The organism is Kocuria tytonicola (genome assembly GCF_003687175.1).
GTDB classification, from domain to species: Bacteria; Actinomycetota; Actinomycetes; order Actinomycetales; family Micrococcaceae; genus Kocuria; species Kocuria tytonicola.
Map to the genome: position 1 here is coordinate 597,266 of NZ_RDEX01000001.1, position 20,011 is coordinate 617,276.

Sequence of the window (20,011 nt, forward strand, 5' to 3'; positions counted from 1 at the left end):
CGGCGGGGCCCCTGGTCACTGTGCCGTGTCGTGGGCGCGCTCGTCGATCAGCATGCCGCCCAGGATGCGCTCGATGGCGGCCCTGCCGTACAGGGAGGAGTCCTCCAGGGACTCGTCGTCGGCCCCGGGGACGAAGGCCTCCTCGTCCGCTCCCGGCGCGCGGGTGCTGGGTGGGGCCATGTCGGGGGGCGTCCGGCCGGCCGCCGCAATGGCCGCGGCGTGGCGCTCGCGCCAGCTGGGGCGGTTCGTGCCCGGTGCAGCCGTGGGCTGCCCGTTGGGCGATTCACCTCCCGTCCTTCCGGCGAGCGGTGCCTGAGCGGACGCCCCCGCGCGGGCGGCACCGCGGCTCTGCCCGGGAGCAGGGCCGTCCCCCTCCACCGGGGACGGAGACCGCCGGTGGGACGACGGCGCAGGGCCCGGTTCGTCGTACATGTCCGCCGGGGGTTCGTCCTCCGGCGGGGGAGGAGGCTCCTCGGGGCTCCAGTACTCGGGACTGCGGTCGTAGGAGGGGGCGTGGGAAGCTGCTCGCTGCGACTCGTGCGGGGAGCGGGGCGCGGACCTCTCCGGGTCCCCCGAGGTCCCGGCACGTTCCGCGATGCCGGCGCGCTCGGAGTCCCCTGCCTCGTCGGGGCCGCCGTGCCGCGCGGAGCTGGGACCGGCGGATGCGCCGGGGGCAGGGTCGGCACCGTTAGAGACGGCTGCCGTGTCGGCTCCGGGAGTCGGCGCCGAGGCCCTCCGGGTGCTCGAATCGGGGCGCCCGCCCGCCCGGTCATCGGATGGGTGGTTCGGAGATCCCGCGGCGGGAGTGCTGCGGGGGGCGGCAGGGGCTCCGTCGAGCGCTCCCGGGCTCTCGTTCGCGGTGGGAGCGGCGGTCGAGCCCGCCGCTCCGGTCGTGGCTTCCCCGCCCGTGCTGTCCGGCGTGCCCGTTCGGACCTCGTCGACCGCGGGGGTCTCCGGCCGCCTCGTGTCCGCGGCGGAGTCACCCGGCTGGGGGATGGCGGCCACCGACCACGAGGTGACGGGCTCGTCGTCATCTGCAGAGGGGGAGGACGTGGGGCCCTCCGGGCGGCCATGGCCCTGGGACGGCTGGGAGGAGCGCCCCTGCGAGCGGTCCTGGCCGTGTCCCCGGCGCTCCTCCTGAGCGTGGGCGTGCTCCGGGGCCCCTGCACCGGTGCCCCTCTGCTCGCCCCCGGGGCCCTCCCAGGCACCCGCTGCGGGGCGCGGGTTCTGCCCGCCCGCGGCGTCCTGGGCCTGACCGGGCGTGGGGGCCGGGGTGGTCTCGCTGGTGCGCCGACGGTTGACCCCGAACCCCTCGGGCTCGCGGAAGTAGTCCGGTGTCTCGGAGGATGGGGAACCCTCACCGTGCTGGGCGCCGGAGTGCCGCTCGGGACCTGCGCCCCGACCGCTCGGGGCACCCCGTCCCGAGCCGGGGGAGCCGCTCGACACCCCTCGGTCCGAGGCGGGCCCGCCACCGGACCCCGGCCCCCGGCCCGGCCCCGGGCCGCGACCGGACCCGTGCGGAGGTCCGCCGGCGTCCTGACCGCCCTGGCGCCCGCGGGTGTCGCCGGGACGCACGGCCTCGACCGCGCAGTCCAGGCCCACCACGGTTTGGATGGCAGTGCGCACGTCCCCCTCGAAGCGGGGGAAGTTCATGATGTCGCCGTCGCCCTCGAAGGCGATGCGCAGCGTGTTGTTCTCGAACGAGATGGGGGTGCCGCGCACCGTGATGGCCCACGCCACGCGGCGGATCTCGGCCAGTGCGGAGACGATCTCCGGCCACGAGGAGCGCAGCAGCTCGAGCTCCCCGCTGGTGACGTCGCTCGGGGCGCTCGTCTCCCGGGGGTTGCCCGCTGCTCCGGTGCCCCGCTCGGAGGGCAGGTCCGGGGCGGGCTGCCCCGCGGACGAGGGCGCGTCCTGGCGCGCTGCGGCGTTCGAGGTCGCACGGTCCTGCTGTCCCGTGGGTGCCGATGACGTGGCGGTCTCCGACTGCCCGGCCTCGACATCGGTGGTGGTGCCGTCGGCGGGCGGGTGCTCCGCGTCGGGGCCGCGCTCGTCCTCGGGGACGGGGTCAGCGGCGGCGGGGTGCTCGCTGCCTTGCGGCTCCTCGGACTCGTCCTGGGGGTCGGAGGGTTCTGCGACGTCCGGGGTCTCGAACGCGGGTCTGCCGGGCTCCGAGCCGTCCTGCCGCACGGGGCGCGACGGGGCCGGGCCGGTGTCCACCGTCTCCTCGCCGCTCTCGTCCACCGGGCCGTTCCCGCCCACGGGTTCGGCGGTCCGCCCCGGAGCAGCTGGCCGTGGCGAGGACGAGGCCCGAGGCGCTGACGACGTCTCGGGGCCGGCAGCACCCCCGGACGAGCTCGGGGTGCGGGCGGGCGCGGCGTCGTGAACCGGCTCCGAGGCGCCGGAGGACGGGGGTGGCGTCGGCTCCGCGCCAGGGGCGGAAACCGTGCCGTCCTGCGCGCTCTGCCGGATCCCGGCACCGCGCGGAATGCTCAGACGGCGTTCCAACCGGTCCACGCGCGAGGTGATCCCGCGCGTGGTGTGGTCCGCGGAGGGCAGCAGGATGCGGGCGCACAGCAGCTCCAGGTGCAGCTGCGGGGAGGTGGCCCCGGTCATCTCGTTGAGGGCCTCGTTGGTGATGTCCGCCGAGCGGGAGAGCTCCGCGGCGCCCAGCTGGGTGGCCTGGTTGCGGAGCCGGTTGATCTGGTCCGTGGGCATCCCGTGCAGGATGTTGGCCGCGGAGTCGGGAACCGCGTTGACCACCACGAGGTCCCGGAATCGCTCCAGCAGGTCCTCCACGAAACGGCGCGGGTCCTGGCCGGTCTGGACCACGCGGTCCACGGAGGAGAACACGGTGGCGGCGTCCCCGGCGGCGAAGGCGTCCACGACGTCGTCCAGCAGGGCCGCGTGGGTGTAGCCGAGCAGGGCGACGGCGAGGTCGTAGGTGAGACCGCGCTCGTCCGAGCCCGCCATGAGCTGGTCCAGGACGGAGAGGGAGTCCCGCACGGAACCGCCGCCGGCGCGGACCACCAGGGACAGGACGCCGGGTTCGGTGGTGACCCCCTCCTCCTGGCACAGCTGCTCCAGGTAGCGCATGAGCGGTTCGGGCGGCACCAGGCGGAACGGGTAGTGGTGCGTGCGGGAGCGGATGGTGGTGAGCACCTTGGAGGGCTCCGTGGTGGCGAAGATGAACTTCACGTGCTCCGGCGGCTCCTCCACGATCTTCAGCAGCGCGTTGAAGCCCTCGCGCGTGACCATGTGGGCCTCGTCGATGATGAAGATCTTGTAGCGGTCCCGCACGGGGGCGAAGGTGGCGCGCTCCCGCAGGTCACGGGCGTGGTCCACGCCGCCGTGGGACGCGGCGTCCATCTCGATGACGTCCAGGGAGCCGGCGCCGTTCCGGGCCAGGTCACGGCAGGACTCGCACTGTCCGCACGGTGTGGCCGTGGGGCCCTCCGCGCAGTTGAGGCAGCGCGCGAGGATGCGTGCGGACGTGGTCTTGCCGCAGCCGCGCGGACCGGAGAAGAGGTAGGCGTGGTTGACCCTGTTCTTGCGCAGCGCGGTCATCAGGGGCTCGGTCACGTGCTCCTGACCGATGACGTCCTCGAAGGTCTCCGGGCGGTAGCGGCGGTACAGGGCGGTAGTCACAGAGCACACCTTAGCCGGGGCCTCGGACGCGCACAGCGTGCCCGGGTGGCTGGGGAGGGAGGAAAGAAAAGACCCCCCGTGCACCCGCCAGAGCCCATATACCCTTGCTGCCTTCCGGCCCTGGGGGAGTTTTACGAGATGGCGCCACACGAGGGGCTGGGCTCTACTTTAGCCCAAGCGCACGCGGAGTTCGAACCGGCCGGGCGGCCTGTGCCGTGGGCGCCCAGCGCGCGCGCTCTGCTCACGACGCCGCCAGCCCGCGTCCCGGCCCCGCCGCCCCACGTGCACGGACCCGTTCCGGCTGCCGCACTGGAATCCCGTGCTGCCGGCTCCCCGGGTTCGTGGCGGGCCTGCCGACGAGGGTGCGGCCCCACAGAACCCGCGCTTCTGCCATGCTCCGAGCGGCGCGGAACCGGGACCGGATTCGCGCCGCGGGCAGGAGTTCCGCTATGCTGATTGCCGCACGTGCCCCGCATGAGTGGGTTGCGTGCTTGCCTGGAGGATTCGCCTAGCGGCCTATGGCGCACGCCTGGAACGCGTGTTGGGTTAACGCCCTCGGGGGTTCAAATCCCCCATCCTCCGCAGCATGACGAAGCCCCTGATCCGCCACACGGCGGGTCGGGGGCTTTGCTCGTACACCGGGTTCCCGTGCGGGGGGTCCGAAATGGTTGCGGGTTGTGTCTGGTCCGCCCCATGGAGGAGCTTCCCTTCGGCCTGCCGTGGGAGGTTGTCAGCAGCCTTCCGGCAGCTGTCGCAGACCGGGTTTCCTCTCCCAGCCGCTGAGTGAAATGTTCGAGGTCCTGGCCGCTTTCCGCAGCGCCACCGAGGACGGGACTCCGTACTTCGATGCCGAGCGTTTCCTCGAGTTCGACGAGCACTCTCCCGCGCCAGTGGAGATCCGGTGCGCCATGAGCCATGCGCGGGTGATCCGCGCATCGCGCAGCACAGTGGCCCGGACCCCAATCTCCGATCCCCCTTGTCGCGGAGGGCGACGCCCGGTTCACCGGAGACTTCGCTCCCGTGATGAGCGTCCTCACGAAGGGTTCCCTCTCGCACGCTGCGATTGCGGTTGCGACTCTGGGGGGGGGCGGAGCTCGCAGCGCGGACCACGGTGGACGACGTGCGGCGCGGGATGAGGGCTGCGCGAGAGATGCGATGTTGGCGCAACGACAGCGCCGCGGGCCCCCGCAGGGGCCCGCGGCGCTTTCTCGTGCGGGAGGTCCATCGGCCAGGACACCCGGGGCGTGCACGACCCCTGGACCGGCCGGTGGCCTACTTGTGGCGCGGGGTGAAGGACGTGGAGCACTGCCATGTGGTCTTGCCGGACACCGCAGTGATGTCCACCCGCACGGTGCGCCCCGGAGTTGCGCCGGCGATCGGGTACTTCACGGCAGCGGTGCCACGGGTGGAGGCCTTGGCCTGTTTCGTGTTGGTGGTGGTCTTGTACTTCGCGCGAGTGGTGACCTTGGCGTTGGCGCCCACGCGGGACACGTTCACCACCGTGGTGGTCCACTGGCGGGGGTTCTTCACGGAGACGCTCGCCGAGCAGGGCTTGGCGGGGCTGGCAGCCTCTGCCGGGGCGGCGTCGGCGAGGGAGACGCCGGCGGTGAGGGCGAGTGCCACGAACGCGGTGGCGAGGGAACGGCGCAGGGGTGCAGCAGTGACCATGGTGGGTCCTTTTCGAAAGGGGGCGCGCTGTGGGTCCCGCAGTGGTCGGAGATCGACGGCCCGTCCGATCGGTTCCTGCGCCCGAGGGAGATGAAGCTTGAGAACAGCAGGATCGTATCCCCGGGGTGACCCCCGGGTAGGTTTGCGCGTGAAAATTACGCATGATTTTGCAATGAAAGCGCGCAGTGCCTGTCGTGGCCGTTGTGCCGACCGGGTGGCGGCCCAGCCTGCTCAGGACACCGCGCTGAGCCGCGGGGGCTGCTGGGGCAGGCGCACGGGGCGCATCCGGGCGTCGAACTGGGCACCCAGACCGCGCTGGATGAACCGGACGGTGGCCAGGGTGCGCTCCTGCTGCGTCCGGGAGTTCTCCAGGCAGGTGCTGCGGTCCGCGGTGGAGGTCAGGGAGCCGTGGACCAGCTGGGAGAGCTCGTGGGTGTCGCCCTCGGGGAGGTAGCCCTCGTCCATGGCCCGGCGGAGGATGCCCGCGAGCACGCCCTGCAGCTTCTGCACGTGCTCCCCGAGCTTGGCGAAGTCCTCGGGGGAGAGCACGGTGCGCATGGCCTGGCCTGGGGGCAGGTGGCGGCGGCTGAGGTCCTCGATCTGGTGCTGGATGTAGACGCCCAGCTGATCCACGGGGTTCTCGGTCTCCGCGAGCTCGCGGTTGAGGTCCGCCACGAAGCGCTCGGTCTTGTCCAGGGCGTAGGCCACGAGCAGCTCGCCCATGTCCGCGAAATAGTTGTAGACCGCGGTGCGGCCCACCCCGGCGGTCTTGGCCACGCGGGTCATGGTGAGGTCCGTGAGCCCGTTGCTGTACAGCAGCTCCCCGAACGCGTCCAGGATCGCACGCTGGGTGCGCTCTCTCTGGGCTGCGTTGCTGGGGGCTGTGATGCGGGGCATGACGACACCATATCCTGTTCTGTCAGCAAAAATCGCGCCTTGCCGACATCTCGTGCGGGTTCGGTGTCCATTCCACCCCATGGAAACGGGGAATGCCCTGCGGAACAGGGCATTCCCCGAAGGCTCCCAGGAACCTTGGTGGCGCTGTGCGGTCACGCCTCAGCGGCGTACCCGCCCTGCCACAGGGAGTCGAACGGCAGGTGGGATCCCAGCCGGTGCCGGATGCCCGCGGAGACGAAGCTCTTGGCGGTGCGGGCGGCGTCGAGCGGGGAGGCTCCCTTGGCGAGCTCAGCGGTGACGGCGGCGGCCAGCGAGCAGCCCGCGCCGGAGACGGGAACCTCGCCCACCTTGGGCTCGGAGAGCACCTCCAGGGTGGAGCCGTCGTAGAACACGTCCACGGCCTCCGCCCCGGCCAGGCGCACCCCACCCTTCGCGAGCACGGTGGCGCCGGAGGAGTCGTGGATGCGCTGCGCCGCCTCCTTGAGGTCCGCCACCGAGTCGATGGACTCCATCCCGGACAGGGACAGGGACTCGAAGTGGTTGGGGGTCACGAACGTGGCCAGCGGCAGCACCTCGGCCTTCAGCGCCTGGTCCGTGTCCAGCGCGGCGCCCGGCTCCTGGCCCTTGCAGATCAGCACGGGGTCCAGGACCAGGTGCTGGGGCTGCAGCTTCTTCATGGCCTCAGCCACGGTGCGGATGGTGTCCGGGTGGCCGAGCATGCCGATCTTCACGGCGTCCAGGTCGTAGGCCGCGGTGATGGTCTGCAGCTGGTTCGCCAGGGTCTGCTGGTCCACGGGGGTCACGCGGTGGCCCCAGTCGTTCTCGGGGTCGAACGCCACGATGCACGTGAGCGCCAGGGAGCCGAAAACCCCCAGAGAGGTGAAGGTCTTGATGTCCGCGAGCGCGCCGGCACCGCCGGTGGCCTCGGAGCCCGCGACGGTCATGGCGACGGGCGGCTGGTTGCGTGTGGTTTCGCTCATGCACAGTATTGTGCGCCGCCCGCCGCCGCCGGCGCGAGTTGTGGCCCGGGGCTCCCACTACACTGGGGCGCGACGTCGGGTGGCAGGCGACGTCCCCTCACCGCACGTGACGACCCGAAGGACACCCGTGTCTTCCCACGCCACCCCGCCCCATGCCACCCCGGCCCAGGGTTCCACGCACCCCGCACCCGCCGACGACGCCGCGGCCACCTCCGCCGCCCGGCCCACCTCCGTGCCGGGCGCCCCCACGCAGCACACGCCCGCGGAGCCCGCTTTCGCGCGCCGGCCCCGCACGTACTTCGACCTCATCCTGGCGGCGTACTGCGTGATCCTGGTGCTCTCCAACATCGGCGCCACCAAGGGTGTGCAGTTCGGTCCGGTCATCACGGACGGCGGGTTCTTCCTGTTCCCGCTCGCCTACGTCCTGGGGGACGTGGTCTCGGAGGTCTACGGCTTCCGGGCCGCCCGCAAGGCGATCCTCACCTCGTTCTTCTTCGGAGCGTTCTCATCCCTGGTGTTCTGGATCGTGATCGTCCTGCCTCCGGCACCGTTCTACGAGAACCAGAGCGCGTTCGAGGCGGTGCTGGGCCCGGTGCCCCTGATCGTGGCCGGGTCCCTGCTGGGCTACCTGGTGGGGCAGCTGCTCAACGCGTACGTGATGGTCAAGGTCAAGGAGCGCACCCAGGAGAGGCACCTGTGGGCGCGGCTGATCTCCTCCACCATGGTGGGCGAGCTGGTGGACACCGTCATCTTCTGCACCATCGCGGCGCCCGTGATCGGCATCGACTCGTGGTCCGGGTTCCTGAACTACGTGCTGGTGGGCTACGTGTACAAGTGCCTCGTGGAGGTCGTGATCATGCCGGTCACCTACGCCGCGATCGCGTGGGTCAAGCGCCGCGAACCGGGCTACGCGGAGGCGGCCCCGCTGCAGGGCTGAGCGCCCCAGCGGTCAGCGGTGAGTGCCGCGCGGGAGGGCGCGTGCGGCGTCGTCGTCCCCGGCGCTCAGAGGCCCAGGTGGGCGAGCTGCGCGGCGATCGAGTGCTCTGCGGCGCGGCGCACCCCGGCGGGGACGTCCGCGTAGACGGCGTCCGTGACCGTCTCCACGCTGACGCGCTCACCCAGCTCCGCGGCGACGCCGCGCACCTGCTCCAGGCGCTCCAGGCGGTGCTCCGCGAGCTCCTCGCACGCGTCCTGCAGCTCCGGAAGCGGCGCGCCGTGGGCGGGCAGGCCCATCGCGCCGGATCGCCGGGCGAGCCGTTCGAGCGAGCGCAGGTAGTCACCCAGGGTGCCGTCCGGGTGGTCGATCATGGTGGTGCCGCGGCCCAGGACGGTGTCACCGGTGAGGATCGTCTCGGGTTCGTCGTGGTGCAGCAGGAACGAGACGGAGTCCGAGGTGTGCCCCGGGGTGGCCAGCACGCGGATGCTCACGCCCGCCGCGAGCACGCAGTCGCCGTCCCGCAGGGGCTCGCCGCTGTCCCGGCAGAACTCGGGCAGGGCCGCGCGGACGGGGGCGCCGGTGATCTCGTGCAGCCGGTCGATGCCGTCCGTGTGGTCACCGTGGTGGTGCGTCACCAGGATGAGCACCACGGTGCCGGTGGCCGCGACCGCCTGCAGGTGCTCCTCGTCCAGGGGGCCCGGATCCACGACGACGACGTCCGGGCCGGGCCACTCGCCCCGCCCCTGCGCGGACGGGTGCTGCCCGTAGTTCGGGTGCTCCGGGCCGGCGCCCGGCGCGGAGAGGATCCAGGTGTTGGTGCCGTCCAGGGTCATGGGACCGGGGTTCGGGGCCAGGACCACGCCCGCGCACGCGCTCACGCGGCGCAGGACGCCGGGGGTCGCGTACTCGGGCTGCGCGGCGGTCACGAGCGGACGCCCCGGTCCCGCGGGGATTCAACGACGCCGCCGCGGCCGGTTCGCGCGGTTCGGGACGACGTGCGCGGGGTGCGGCTGAGCGAACCCGCAGCGGGGACGCACCTGGTCTCGCTCAACACGTGAGGCCCTCGAAGCTGCGGATCCCGGGTCCTCCGCCGAAGGGGGCGAGGGAGTCGGGCGGATCGTGTCTCGGGCGTCCGCTCGGTGCCTGCGCCGCGTTCGCGCTGCGCGGCCGGCCCCTCGTGCGGGCCGTGCCGGTTCGCGGGAACGCCGCACGCACCGTGGAGCGTCTCCCCTCGACACCCACCGGGACCGTGGATCCGCAGGCAGTGGACTCCCGGCGGGGCGACGAAGTTCAAGGAAGTCTAACGCGCAGCAGAGAGGCGCCGGTCACTGTGGTCTGCAGGGGATGCTGTGCAGATCGAGGTCCGGTGAGGTCATCTCGGATGCTGAACCGGTCTCCGGAAGCAGTTCCGCAGTGTCTTCTTGGCTACGATTTCGGTGTGATTGAGACCTCCCGACTTTGTCTCCGGCCGCCACGCGAGACCGATGTCGCTGCGGTCTTCGCCTATCGCTCGAGGCGCGATGTTGCACAGTACTTGAGTGTTGGCGTGTGGACGCGGGAGCACACGCTGGGAGAGATGTCCCGGTATGCCGTCGCTCGATTCGATGGGCCAGGAGACGAGCTGGTGCTCCTTGCCGAGATTCTCGAGACCGGTGAAGTGGCGGGCGAAGTGGGTTTGACGTGGCTCGCCGGGAACGCGACCGAGATCGGCTATGTCTTCAACCCGACTCACACCGGCAGAGGCTTGGCGACGGAAGCTGTGGCGGCGGTGTTGGACGCGGCTCGCCATGAGTGGGGGTTCGTCCAGGTGATGGCGAAGACGGACCGCGCCAACACGGCGTCCCGCGCGCTGTGCAAGCGACTGGGTATGACTCTGGTTTCGACGGGAACGACGGCGGACGGGCGCGAAGTCGCGGAATGCACGTATGTTCTTCCGGCAGCCGATGGTTCGCCCTCACCCCGTTGAGACAGGAGCGGAGACCCCTGCTCGGAGCCACCTGGCAACAACGACATGCTCTCCTCCGTCTGACGCGGGGAAAGGCACCCCTGTCGACCTGGCTCGTGGACCCGCATCGGAGGGGGCCTGGCCGCGGGGATCGGTGGTCGAAGCTCATCGTGGGGGACGTTTCGCGTCGACCTACGTTCTCGTTGACGTGCACTCGGACCGGTAGTCGCCGGGGGTGATGCCGAACGCCGCCTTGAACTCGCGGTTCATGTGGGCTTGATCGGTCAAACCGAAGTGGCCTGCCACGCCTGCCAGCGACTCCTGCGGATTGTCCCGGATGTGCTCCGCGATCTCCTGCAGGCGGCGGCGCCGAACCATGTCATAGGGCGAGACCCCGACGTAGCGTCGAGCCAGCCGGTAGAGGCCGCTCTGGGAGATGCCGACAGCCCCGGCAAGGCTGGTGAGCGAGGTGATGTGGCGGCCGGTTGTCGCGAGGTGCCACATGAGGTTCGCTGCGCGAGCAGAGTGGGCAAGGTCTCCAGCGCGGCCCACGAGCCACTGCGACACGACATCCGTGGCCCCGTCCAAGTGACCGCTCCCGGCCAACTCCGCGACACGAGCGTGAAGGTCAGGCAGGTCGACCGGTTCCAGACGATCACGCAGCGATCCCGGGTCGGCAGTGAACACCGGGGTGGCGGCCGGCTTGAGCAGTGCGCCGATGACCCATCCGCTGCCCGTCAGCATGCGCGTGGTGGCCGTGCTGGTCGGGCCGGCCACCGCGGACCCTTCATTGTCGACAGTGAAGTTCAGGGCAGGGAACGCCAGGACTCGCTGATCCGAGCGCTCGCCGTCCGGCAGGTCCCACTCGCACAACCACCACCACGCCACGAGGTCAGTAGCGTCCGGCTGGGCGGGCAGCCGTCGGAACGCGACAGGGAGACGTTTCGGAAAAGGGACCCCGCGCCCGTTCGGAATGGTTTCCTCGGCCATGGCAAGAATCTACAAGCCTGCACCGGTTCCCGAAGCCTACGGTGAGGCCATGGCTGACATCGACACCATGACCACCGGTTCCGCGTTCATGCTTCACGGGCGCCTGCGCTCCATACCAGGGGAGGGGGACGCCCTGGCTGCCATCCTGAGTGAGCAGGACCGCAGCGAGCCGATGCCTGGATGCCGTCTCTACCTGGTCGCTCGTGACCCAGGGGATGCAGACGCCGTGTGGGTCACGGAAGTCTGGGACAGCGAAGATGCGCACCAGGCGTCGCTGCAGATTCCTGCGGTGCAGGCTCGGATCGGGCGAGCAATGCCGATCATTGACATGAAAAGTATGACTCAGCAGCGGCTCGTGGCTGTCGCGGGCGTTCCGATGCCGTCCTGACACCCACCGGGGCCGTGGATCCGCATGCAGAGGACTTCCTCTGGAGTGATGAAGTTCGATGTATTCCAGCGCGGTGGGGAGGGGGCTCCGCTCCATGTGGCCTGCCCGTCCATGCACCGGATGTCCCTATGGTGGGGTCATGTCGGACGTCACACTAACCACCTGTCGTCGCGCCTCGGAGCAGGATGTCGAGGCACTCGTGGCCCTGCGCGCCGAGATGTTCCGCGCCATGGGAACCCAGAACATTGACGGGCCATGGGTGAGTGCCGCGCGGTCGTGGTTTGCCGAGCGCATTCACGATCCTGCCTTCGGAATCTTCGTGGTCGCCTCTGGTGGGTCCGTCGTGGCCTGCTCCGTGGCAGCGATCCGGGACGCTGCACCATCCCCCGGCAACCCGCACGGACGTGATGTGCTCATTAGCAATGTGTGCACGTTTCCTGAGTACCGCGGAAGTGGGTACGGACGGCGCGCTTTCAGCGCGGCGCTGGAGTGGGCGCATCGGACCGGAGTTCCACGGGCTGAACTCATGGCCACGGCGGCCGGGCGCGGCATGTACGCGCGCGCGGGATTCGCGGAGACGACCTTTCCTGCGATGCGGGCTGACATCTGAGAGCGCACCCCCGGACCTCGCCGATAACCGGTCTCGTAGAGTGCATCGACCCGGATTTCCCACCACAGGACCTGGTTCCGCAGGTCCACGTGGTGCCGGAACGGGTGGAGGCCACCATGCGGCCGCTGGGCTGAGCGCAGAACGGGGCACGCGGAGCCGGCCCCGCCTCGATTGCGGCGGGGGCGCCGACCAGTGGGCGGCTACCCCGCCGAGTAGTACGAACCGGACGGGTCCATCCCGGGCAGGAGCTCGTCCACGGTGACGAGCGTGTATCCCTGCTTCTGCAGCGCCGCGATGATCCCCGGCAGGGCCTTCGCGGTGGAGGGGTGGATGTCGTGCATCAGGACGATTGCGCCGGGGTGCGCGCCGCTGAGCGCTCGCTGCGTCGTGCGGGTGGGGTCGAGGTTCTTCCAGTCCTCCGTGTCCACGTCCCACAGCACGAAAGGGAGCCCGGCGTGCGGGGTGCTTCTCGTGAAGGCGCCGTACGGGGGGCGCACGGCGAAGGGCTCGTGGCCCGTGGCCGCGGCAACGGCGGAAGACTGCCGGGTGATCTCCCCCGTGACCTGGTCCGGAGTCAGCGCCGTGACCTGCGGGTGGGACCACGTGTGGTTCCCCACGCCCATGCCCGCGGCGGCCATGCGGCGCACGATGCCGGGGTCCGTCGTGATCGCGGAGCCGATCATGAAGAAGCTGGCGCGGGCCTTCGCCTTCTCCAGGGCATCCAGGATCGCCGAGGTGAAGGGGCCGGGCCCGTCGTCGAACGTCAGGGCGATGCACTTCGCCCTCGTGCAGTCCGTCGTGTGTGCGGGGCGCGGCACGGGGGTCGTAGGTGCGGCGTCCACCGGGCGGGTCATGGCTGCACGCACCTGCCGCCCCCGCGCGGACAGGTAGCGCTGGGGATCGGAGATCCTGGCGGAGAGTCCACTCCTGGGTGCGGGCCCGGTCAGGCCGTGGGAGAGGTTCACGACCATGTCCCCCGTGCTCGTGAAGGACACGTCGGACAGTGCGCGCGAGGGGGTGAGGCTCTCGGCCCCGTTCTCGTGGGATTCGTGCGCCACGGCCTGGGAGACGGCTTTCAGCAGACTCTGCCGGGACTTCTCGGCAACGAGGTCCTCCGAGGACCAGCTGGCGTCGCCGTCGCCGTACACCGTGGTTTCCCGCGTGGCGGCGCCGCTCGTGCTCGGACGGCTGACCAGACGCACCCCGTGGAGGGAACCGGCATGCACCACGGGCTCCCACCGCACGTGGAGCTCCGGAGCGGCGGGCCGCTTTCCACCCGCCCCGGTCAGGAACTCGTCCCGCCAGGCGCCGGCCCGAGAGGCCAGGGCCTTCGTCAGGGCCGGCGCCTGCGCCAGCGTGGGCCACTGCAGGGCGTAGCGCGGCGCGCCGCGGGACGTCTCCACGTGGGCGTCCGCGGGGGAGAGGTGGATCGGGGCCGGGACCACATCGGCGGGCCTCGAGGACGTCAGGACCACGGGGCCGGGCGCCGGCAGGGTCGCGGCGGGGGAGGCGGTGGACGAGCCGTCACCGCGGGGCGAACCAGCGGAGCAGCCGGCGAGGGCCACCACGAGTGCCAGGGCGAGGAGGGGACGGGGGGAGAACGGGGCCACCGCGGAATTGTTTCACGGCCCGGCCGAGCCGGCCTCCCGCCCCGGGTGTGTTGCTGCCCCTCGGACGGTCCGGGGATCGGGTGACGACGCCGTGGAGCCGGCCCTGCGGCGTCGTCGTGCTCAGGCGCCCGGTTCGGTGGTGCCGTAGTAGGTGCCCAGGAACGCGTCCCGGTACTCGAAGTAGTCGCCCGCCTCGATGGCGGTGCGGGCGCCGGCCACGAGGTCCAGGACGAAGCGCTCGTTGTGGATGGACGCCAGCGTGGCGGCGTTGCGCTCCTTGGACTTGAACAGGTGCCGCAGGTACGCGCGGGTGTAGTGCGTGCACGTGTAGCAGGGGCACGTGTCAGAGATGGGCGTGAAATCCCGCTTGAAGCGGATGTTCGTGAGGTTGAACCGGCCCGTGGGGGTGTAGACGGCGGAGGAGCGGGCCACGCGGGTGGGGGAGACGCAGTCGAAGGTGTCCACGCCGTTGTCGATCGCGGTGAAGATGTCGTCCGGCTCGGAGATGCCCAGCAGGTGCTTGGGAGTGTTCTCCGGCAGCTCCTCGGTGCACCAGCGCACGATCGTGCCCAGCTGCGACTTCTCCAGTGCGCCGCCGATGCCGAAGCCGTCGAAGCCCATCTCCGAGAGGTCGCGGCACGCCTTCCGCCGGAAGTCCTCGTACTGGGCGCCCTGGATCACGCCGAACAGCGCCTGGTACGGCTTGGTGGCGCGCTCCTCCGTGAGCCGCCGGTGCTCCGCCACGCAGCGCAGGGCCCACTGGCGGGTGCGCTCCAGGGCGATCTCCTGGTACTCGCGGGTGTTGTGGAGGGTGGTGAGCTCGTCGAACGCGAACATGATGTCCGCGCCGATGTTGTGCTGCACCCGCATGGAGACCTCCGGGGTGAACCGGTGCAGGTCCCCGTTGAGGTAGGAGCGGAACCACACGCCGTCGTTGTCCACGCGGGCCATGCGCTTCTGGCCCGGTGCCATTTGGGAGTCCCCCAGGGGACTGGCCACGGTGGACATGTCGATCACCTTGCCCAGCCCCGAGCCCAGGGACATCACCTGGAACCCGCCGGAGTCCGTGAACGTGGGTCCGGGCCAGTTCATGAAGGTGCTCAGCCCGCCGGCCTCGTCCAGGACGTCGTCCCCGGGCTCGAGGAACAGGTGGTAGGCGTTGGCGAGCATCGCCTGCGCACCCTCCGCGGCCATGGACTCCGGGAGCACCGCCTTCACGGCGGCCTGGGTGGCCACGGGGATGAACGCCGGGGTCCGGATCTGCCCGTGCGGCGTGGTGATCGTACCCGTCCTGGCCTGGAACTGCCCGCCGTTCTCCGCCACCCGCTCCGGCGGGACGGATGGGCTGTCACGCAACCTCGTGTGGAGCTCGAAGCTGAACGGGGGTGTGGGTTCTGTGGTGGGCACCCCACCATTGTGCCGGGTTTGCTAGCGGCCCCAGCCGGCGTGGGCGATGGCCTGGCGGATGAGGTCCTCGCGCCCGCCCTCGAACTCCTCCTGGACGTCCAGGGACAGGGCCTCGTCCGGGGTCATCCAGGACAGCTGCAGGGCGTCCTGGCGGGGCTCGCACTCGCCGCGCACGGGGATGATGTAGCTCAGCGCCACGGCGTGCTGGCGGTCGTCGGTGAGTCCCGTCTCCGAGGGGGAGGGGAAGAACTCGGAGACCGCGAACGGCACGGTGGTGGAGGGCATCTGCGGCATGGCCAGCGGTCCCAGGTCCTTCTCCAGGTGGCGCAGCAGGGCCGCGCGCACGGTCTCGCGGTACATCACGCGCCCGGAGACGAACGTGCGGACCATGCGGCCCTCGTCGGTGGCGGTGAGCAGCAGCCCGATCTCGGACAGGCAGCCCAGCGGGTCCAGGCGCACGGGAATGGCCTGGACGTACACGATGGGCAGGGACGCCCGGGCGCGGTTGAGGTCCTCCTCGCTGAGCCAGCCAGGGTTCGGGTCCGGTGTGCGTACTGAACTCATGGTTCGTTTCTACCCCCGCCACACCCCTGCGTGCCAGGGATCACGCCCCTGACGCCGCTGGTTCAGCGGTCAGCCGAACGCGCGGCCGCCTCCAGGACGGTCCACGCCTGCACCTGGGTGCTCAGCTCCACGGGTGCGCCCGTGCGCTGCGCCTGGTTCGCGTGCTGGGACGGCTCCGGGGAGAACACCGCCACGGTCTCGCCCCCCGTGGCGCCCGGCCGGGAGAAGTCCTCGTCCGGGTCGAACTCGCGGCGTCCGTCCCACAGGGCGTCCGCGGTGTCGGCCACCAGGGCCCGTGCGTTCCCGCGTGCCTCGGCGTCCAGCGCGGACGACGCCGCCGCGTCGCCCAGGTAGCGCGCCAGGATCCCCGTGAACAGTCCGGCGTCCCCGCCGCCCTGGCCTTTCAGCACCGGGCGGTCGTGGGGTCCGGGGACCGTGAACTCACGGGCGGCGCCGTGCACGAGGGCCGCGGCGCGGGAGAGCCACAGCTGCTTCTCGTCCGGGTCCGTGACGGCCTCCGCGAGCTCCAGGGCCGCACCGAGCACCGGGCCGCTGTTGTAGGTGTACACGTGCGGGTCCACCGCCGTGATCTCCGAGCCCGAGCCCGCGGCGACCATGCGGATGCCGTCCAGGAACACGCCGCGCTCGGCGTCGAAGAGGGTGTCGAAGAGCCACGTCAGAAGCTCCCGGGCCTGCGCCACGCGGTGCATCCGCAGGAAGGTGAGCGCCACCGGCGCAGTGGAGGCGGTGTTCTTGTAGTCGCGGGTCATGTTCCACCACGCACCGCCGCCCAGGTTGCCGTCGCACCCCGCGTCCAGCCGCCTGGCCAGCGCCACGCCGTCGTCCTGCACCGCGCGCGTGGTGGCCCCCGTGGCGGTGACGTCCTCGTGGCGCAGCCGGCCCAGGGCCAGGGCGAGCCACGCCATGTCGTCGAAGAACACGTTGTTGGTCACCCGGCCGCCGCTGTGCACGGCAATGCCCCGCAGCAGCTGGTGCGCGCGGGACCGGGCGCGCGCGGCGTCGTCGTGGTGACCGGCCAGGCGCTCGCGGGCGGCGGCGTCCACGAACGCCTCCATCAGGTGCGCCTGCCACCAGTAGTGCCACGGGCCCCGGCGGGGGTGCGGGAACGCGACGGCGCCCAGGTACGTGCCCGGAACCCGGAAGGCGCGGGAGCCGAACAGGCGGTCCACGGAGCGGGCGGCCGTGGCGGCGCGGTGGGCGGGGGACTCGGGCATCGCGGTGCTCCTGCGGGGTTGGTGGGGTGTGGCAGAAGCCTACCGGGGGTAGGTGCGGTGGGGCCGCCCCTGGCGGGGGCGGATGGGGGCGGGGCGGCCCCCAGAACCCGCCTGAGCGCGGCTCAGTCCTGCGCGAGGATCTCCTCGATGCCCCGACGGTACGGGGTGACCTGGAACTCGGGGAAGCGTTCCGCGAACCGGGATGTGTCGAAGAGGTTGTCCCCGCGGTAGCGCGGCAGCAGCTCGTTGGCCTCCCGCAGGGTCGGAATGAACCGCGCACCCGCGACGAACACGGCGCGCGGCAGCACGGTGTACCGGATCTTCCGGCCGGTGACCTGGGAGGCGATCTCGATCATCTGCCGGTAGGTGAGCCGGTCCTGGTCGATGGGCAGGTGCCAGGTCTGTCCGAACGCGTCCGGGGTGTTGCCCATCAGGGCGAGCGCGCGGCTCGCGTCCGGGGTCCAGATCAGCGATCGACGCGTGCTCGCGCTGACCGGCACGAACGGCCGCTTGCCCGCCCGGATGCGGTCGAAGACGAGTGTGTTGGTCCAGCTCTTGGTCTTGCCGGGCCCGTAGAACTCCGGGGCACGCCCGATCAGCGCGTCGATCGTCCCGGTCTCCATCTCCTTGAGCAGCAGGGTCGCGATCTCGGCGCGCACTGCTCCCTTGCGCCCGTTGGGTGCGAACGCGGTGTCCTCGGTCTGCGGCTCGGGCGTCCCCGCGTACATGTAGGTGTTGTCGAAGTACACGAGCTTCGCGCCGTGCTCCTTCACCGCCGCGATGGTGTTGTGCATCATCACGGGGAACTTCTCCTCCCACAACCCGGAGTCCATGGGCAGCCCCACTGTGAGGTAGACGACGTCGCTGCCCGCCACCGCGCGCGAGGTCGCCTCCGCGTCGGTCAGGTCCGCGGCCACCAGTTCGTCGGTGGTGTTGACGAGGGAGGGGTGGCGGCTCACGAGGCGGATGTCGTGCGTGAACTCGCGGTGCAGCTCGCGGGCGAGCTCATCGGCGATGGGTCCGCCGGCTCCGAGGATGGTCTGCATGGGGTGGTCCTTCCGGGGTGGTGGTTCGCGGTGCGGCTCCACGGCCGCAACGGGGTGTGGGGCGTCAGGGGTGGGCGGCCAGCACGGCGGAGAAGGCGCCGGCCACCCGGTCGTCCAGCTCGGACGGGGTTGCCGCGCGGAGCTGGCCGCTCAGGTGGAGGGAGGCGAGTCCGTGCGTCATGGTCCAGCCCGCGGTGGCCAGGTGGTGGGCGTCCACGCCGGGGAAGTGCCGCGTGGCGGCGCGCTGCAGCAGGTCGAAGACCTCGGCGGACGCGGGGAGGCGGGCGTCGTCGGCCCCGCAGTACCGGGAGAACATGAGGGTGTAGAGGGCGGGATTCTCCGCGGCGAAGCGCACGGTGGCCACCGCCAGGCCCGTGAGGACGGAGGCGGCGGGCTCGGGGTGTGCCAGCACGCCCTCGAGCCGCCGCCGCAGCCGCACGAAACCGGTGGTGGCCATGGCGGCCTCCAGGTGGGACCTGTCGGGGAAGTGCCGATAGGGGGCGGTCTGGGACACGCCCACCTGGCGCGCCACGGCCCGCAGCGAGAAGGCGTCCCCGGCCTCCAGTAGGGCGATTCCGGCCTCCACCAGGGCTTCTCGCAGGTTGCCGTGGTGGTGGGACTGCTTGCGCGTGGTCGTTGACACCGGTGCTCCCCCGCCTAAAGTTGACGGTGAACACTTTAGGGTCGGCCGACGGTTCGCGCCACCGCACGCGGGCGCGGGTGCGGACGGACCCGTCGAGCCGCGGCACCACCACCGAGAGGACACGCACATGACCGAGGTGCTTTTCGTCGTCACCGCCGCCACCGGGTGGACGCTCAAGGACGGCTCGGTGCACCCCACCGGCTACTGGGCCGAGGAACTGGCGGAACCGCACCGGCTGTTCACCGAGGCGGGGTGGAACATCACCGTGGCCACGCCCGGGGGAGTCGCTCCCACGCTGGACGAGCTGAGCCTGGGGGGCGCGGGCGGTCTCCCGAAGCGGCGCAAGGAGGTCCGTGCGTACCTCGACTCCATTCAGGGGCAGCTGGAGCACCCCGTTGCCCTGGACCAGGTGGAGGAGTCCGAGTACGACCTCGTGTTCTACCCCGGCGGCCACGGGCCCATGGAGGATCTCGCCTTCGACCCCGTCTCGGGCGAGTTGCTGCGGGACCGGCTGGCCTCCGGCAAGCCGCTCGCACTGCTGTGCCACGCGCCCGTCGCCGTGCTGGCCGCGGCGGACGAGAAGGGCGGCAACCCCTTCGCGGGACGGCGGATGACGGGGCTGTCCAACGCGGAGGAGCGGCTGAACCCCTTCGGGTGGAAGGCGAAGTGGTACCTGCAGGACGCGCTCACCGAGGCCGGGATCGACTACCGCAAGGGGCTGCTGCCGCTGCGCCCCTTCGTGGAGGTGGACGGCGCGCTCTACACGGGCCAGAACCCGCAGTCCGCGCACGCGCTCGCGGAGCGGATCCTCGCGGACCTCGCCTGACGCACGACGCCGCGGGCCCCCCTCAGCCCAGCGCCTCCCGCAGCGCGGACTCCCGGAGCTGGTCCGCGAGCCACGGGCTGAACGCGTAGGGCGCGCTGGTCACGGCGGCCGTGAGGTCCCGCGGGGCCGTCCAGGCGTACTCCGCCACCTCCGTCTCCGCGGGGCGCGGCTCCGCGTCCGTGGCGGCCACGTACACCGGGCAGAACTCGTTCTCCACCACGCCGGTGGCGTCCGTGGCACGGTACTGGAACTCGGGCAGCACCAGGGTGAGGTCCCGGATCTCCAGCCCGAGCTCCTGGCGGGCGCGGCGCGCAATGGCGTCCTCGAAGGACTCGTCCGGCCCGGGGTGGCCGCAGAAGCTGTTGGACCACACGCCGGGCCACGTGCGCTTGCTCAGCGCGCGCCGGGTCACGAGCACCTGGCCCCGCGCGTCGAGCACATGGCAGGAGAACGCCAGATGCAGGGGGGTGTCCTCGGTGTGCACCTCGGACTTCAGGGCCGTTCCGGCCGGGCGGTGCTTGCCGTCCAGGAGAATCACGCGCTCCGGGGTGCTGTGCTGGTCCACCTGGCCGCCTCACGGTCGTGTGTTAGGTTCCCGCCCATGGTAGCGACAGGCG

At 71.4% G+C, this 20,011-nt stretch carries 18 protein-coding genes, 1 tRNA gene and 1 other RNA gene; 6 read left to right on the forward strand and 14 right to left on the reverse strand.

Annotation, left to right across the window (positions count from 1 at the left end):
• Window positions 1-15: 15 nt before the first annotated feature.
• Together EAE32_RS02660 and ffs are read right to left on the reverse strand one after the other, a co-directional pair.
• Complete coding sequence (locus EAE32_RS02660; protein ID WP_121864097.1) at window positions 16-3,648, reverse strand: DNA polymerase III subunit gamma and tau; 3,633 nt, start codon at window positions 3,646-3,648, stop codon at window positions 16-18.
• Window positions 3,649-3,712: 64 nt separating this feature from the next.
• Window positions 3,713-3,809: signal recognition particle sRNA small type (gene ffs, locus EAE32_RS02665), an RNA gene on the reverse strand.
• Window positions 3,810-4,145: 336 nt separating this feature from the next.
• Between ffs and EAE32_RS02670 the strand changes: the two genes are divergently transcribed.
• A tRNA-Ser gene (locus EAE32_RS02670) sits at window positions 4,146-4,230 on the forward strand.
• Window positions 4,231-4,920: 690 nt separating this feature from the next.
• On the opposite strand, the gene EAE32_RS02675 is transcribed toward EAE32_RS02670, so the two are convergent.
• The 3 genes from EAE32_RS02675 to EAE32_RS02685 form a co-directional block, all read right to left on the reverse strand.
• Window positions 4,921-5,316: a hypothetical protein gene (locus EAE32_RS02675; protein ID WP_121864098.1), complete on the reverse strand. Its 396-nt coding sequence runs from the start codon at window positions 5,314-5,316 to the stop codon at window positions 4,921-4,923.
• Between the two features lie 231 nt (window positions 5,317-5,547).
• On the reverse strand, window positions 5,548-6,213 hold the full coding sequence (locus EAE32_RS02680) for a TetR/AcrR family transcriptional regulator (RefSeq protein ID WP_121864099.1): 666 nt from the start codon (window positions 6,211-6,213) through the stop codon (window positions 5,548-5,550).
• Window positions 6,214-6,365: 152 nt separating this feature from the next.
• Window positions 6,366-7,193, reverse strand: a complete 828-nt coding sequence (locus EAE32_RS02685) for a hydroxymethylpyrimidine/phosphomethylpyrimidine kinase (RefSeq protein ID WP_121846821.1) — start codon at window positions 7,191-7,193, stop codon at window positions 6,366-6,368.
• A 127-nt stretch (window positions 7,194-7,320) separates the two neighbouring features.
• Between EAE32_RS02685 and EAE32_RS02690 the strand changes: the two genes are divergently transcribed.
• Window positions 7,321-8,130 (forward strand): queuosine precursor transporter, encoded by an 810-nt coding sequence (locus EAE32_RS02690; RefSeq protein WP_121864100.1) that lies wholly within the window; start codon window positions 7,321-7,323, stop codon window positions 8,128-8,130.
• A gap of 65 nt (window positions 8,131-8,195) precedes the next feature.
• Here the strand turns inward: EAE32_RS02690 and EAE32_RS02695 are convergent, their stop codons facing one another.
• On the reverse strand, window positions 8,196-9,056 hold the full coding sequence (locus EAE32_RS02695) for an MBL fold metallo-hydrolase (RefSeq protein ID WP_121864101.1): 861 nt from the start codon (window positions 9,054-9,056) through the stop codon (window positions 8,196-8,198).
• 512 nt (window positions 9,057-9,568) lie between these two features.
• Between EAE32_RS02695 and EAE32_RS02700 the strand changes: the two genes are divergently transcribed.
• Complete coding sequence (locus tag EAE32_RS02700; RefSeq protein ID WP_121846701.1) at window positions 9,569-10,096, forward strand: GNAT family N-acetyltransferase; 528 nt, start codon at window positions 9,569-9,571, stop codon at window positions 10,094-10,096.
• A gap of 171 nt (window positions 10,097-10,267) precedes the next feature.
• Here the strand turns inward: EAE32_RS02700 and EAE32_RS02705 are convergent, their stop codons facing one another.
• Window positions 10,268-11,065: a helix-turn-helix domain-containing protein gene (locus tag EAE32_RS02705; RefSeq protein WP_121846700.1), complete on the reverse strand. Its 798-nt coding sequence runs from the start codon at window positions 11,063-11,065 to the stop codon at window positions 10,268-10,270.
• A 49-nt stretch (window positions 11,066-11,114) separates the two neighbouring features.
• On the opposite strand from EAE32_RS02705, the gene EAE32_RS02710 reads away from it, so the two are divergent.
• Both EAE32_RS02710 and EAE32_RS02715 read left to right on the forward strand, forming a co-directional pair.
• Window positions 11,115-11,453: a putative quinol monooxygenase gene (locus EAE32_RS02710; RefSeq protein ID WP_206059899.1), complete on the forward strand. Its 339-nt coding sequence runs from the start codon at window positions 11,115-11,117 to the stop codon at window positions 11,451-11,453.
• 139 nt (window positions 11,454-11,592) lie between these two features.
• Window positions 11,593-12,063 (forward strand): GNAT family N-acetyltransferase, encoded by a 471-nt coding sequence (locus EAE32_RS02715; RefSeq protein ID WP_121864102.1) that lies wholly within the window; start codon window positions 11,593-11,595, stop codon window positions 12,061-12,063.
• Between the two features lie 200 nt (window positions 12,064-12,263).
• Here the strand turns inward: EAE32_RS02715 and EAE32_RS11860 are convergent, their stop codons facing one another.
• From EAE32_RS11860 to EAE32_RS02745, 6 genes are all read right to left on the reverse strand, one after another.
• A complete protein-coding gene (locus tag EAE32_RS11860) occupies window positions 12,264-13,673 on the reverse strand; it encodes a polysaccharide deacetylase family protein (protein ID WP_207803847.1) in 1,410 nt (469 codons plus the stop codon).
• Window positions 13,674-13,793: 120 nt separating this feature from the next.
• Window positions 13,794-15,080 (reverse strand): tRNA guanosine(34) transglycosylase Tgt, encoded by a 1,287-nt coding sequence (gene tgt, locus EAE32_RS02725; protein ID WP_121864103.1) that lies wholly within the window; start codon window positions 15,078-15,080, stop codon window positions 13,794-13,796.
• Window positions 15,081-15,101: 21 nt separating this feature from the next.
• Window positions 15,102-15,644 carry an NUDIX hydrolase family protein gene (locus EAE32_RS02730; RefSeq protein WP_121864104.1) on the reverse strand — a complete coding sequence of 181 codons (543 nt, stop codon included), beginning with the start codon at window positions 15,642-15,644 and terminating at the stop codon, window positions 15,102-15,104.
• Window positions 15,645-15,706: 62 nt separating this feature from the next.
• Complete coding sequence (locus EAE32_RS02735; protein ID WP_121864105.1) at window positions 15,707-16,879, reverse strand: glycoside hydrolase family 76 protein; 1,173 nt, start codon at window positions 16,877-16,879, stop codon at window positions 15,707-15,709.
• Between the two features lie 122 nt (window positions 16,880-17,001).
• Window positions 17,002-17,925 (reverse strand): NAD-dependent epimerase/dehydratase family protein, encoded by a 924-nt coding sequence (locus EAE32_RS02740; protein ID WP_121864106.1) that lies wholly within the window; start codon window positions 17,923-17,925, stop codon window positions 17,002-17,004.
• Between the two features lie 64 nt (window positions 17,926-17,989).
• On the reverse strand, window positions 17,990-18,568 hold the full coding sequence (locus tag EAE32_RS02745; protein ID WP_207803848.1) for a TetR/AcrR family transcriptional regulator: 579 nt from the start codon (window positions 18,566-18,568) through the stop codon (window positions 17,990-17,992).
• A gap of 127 nt (window positions 18,569-18,695) precedes the next feature.
• Here EAE32_RS02745 and EAE32_RS02750 point away from each other — a divergent pair, with 127 nt between their 5' ends.
• The gene (locus EAE32_RS02750) at window positions 18,696-19,394 is read left to right on the forward strand and encodes a type 1 glutamine amidotransferase domain-containing protein (protein ID WP_121864108.1); all 699 of its coding nucleotides are present in this window, start codon (window positions 18,696-18,698) and stop codon (window positions 19,392-19,394) included.
• Between the two features lie 22 nt (window positions 19,395-19,416).
• On the opposite strand, the gene idi is transcribed toward EAE32_RS02750, so the two are convergent.
• Window positions 19,417-19,959 carry an isopentenyl-diphosphate Delta-isomerase gene (gene idi, locus EAE32_RS02755; protein WP_121846828.1) on the reverse strand — a complete coding sequence of 181 codons (543 nt, stop codon included), beginning with the start codon at window positions 19,957-19,959 and terminating at the stop codon, window positions 19,417-19,419.
• Window positions 19,960-20,011 lie beyond the last annotated feature (52 nt).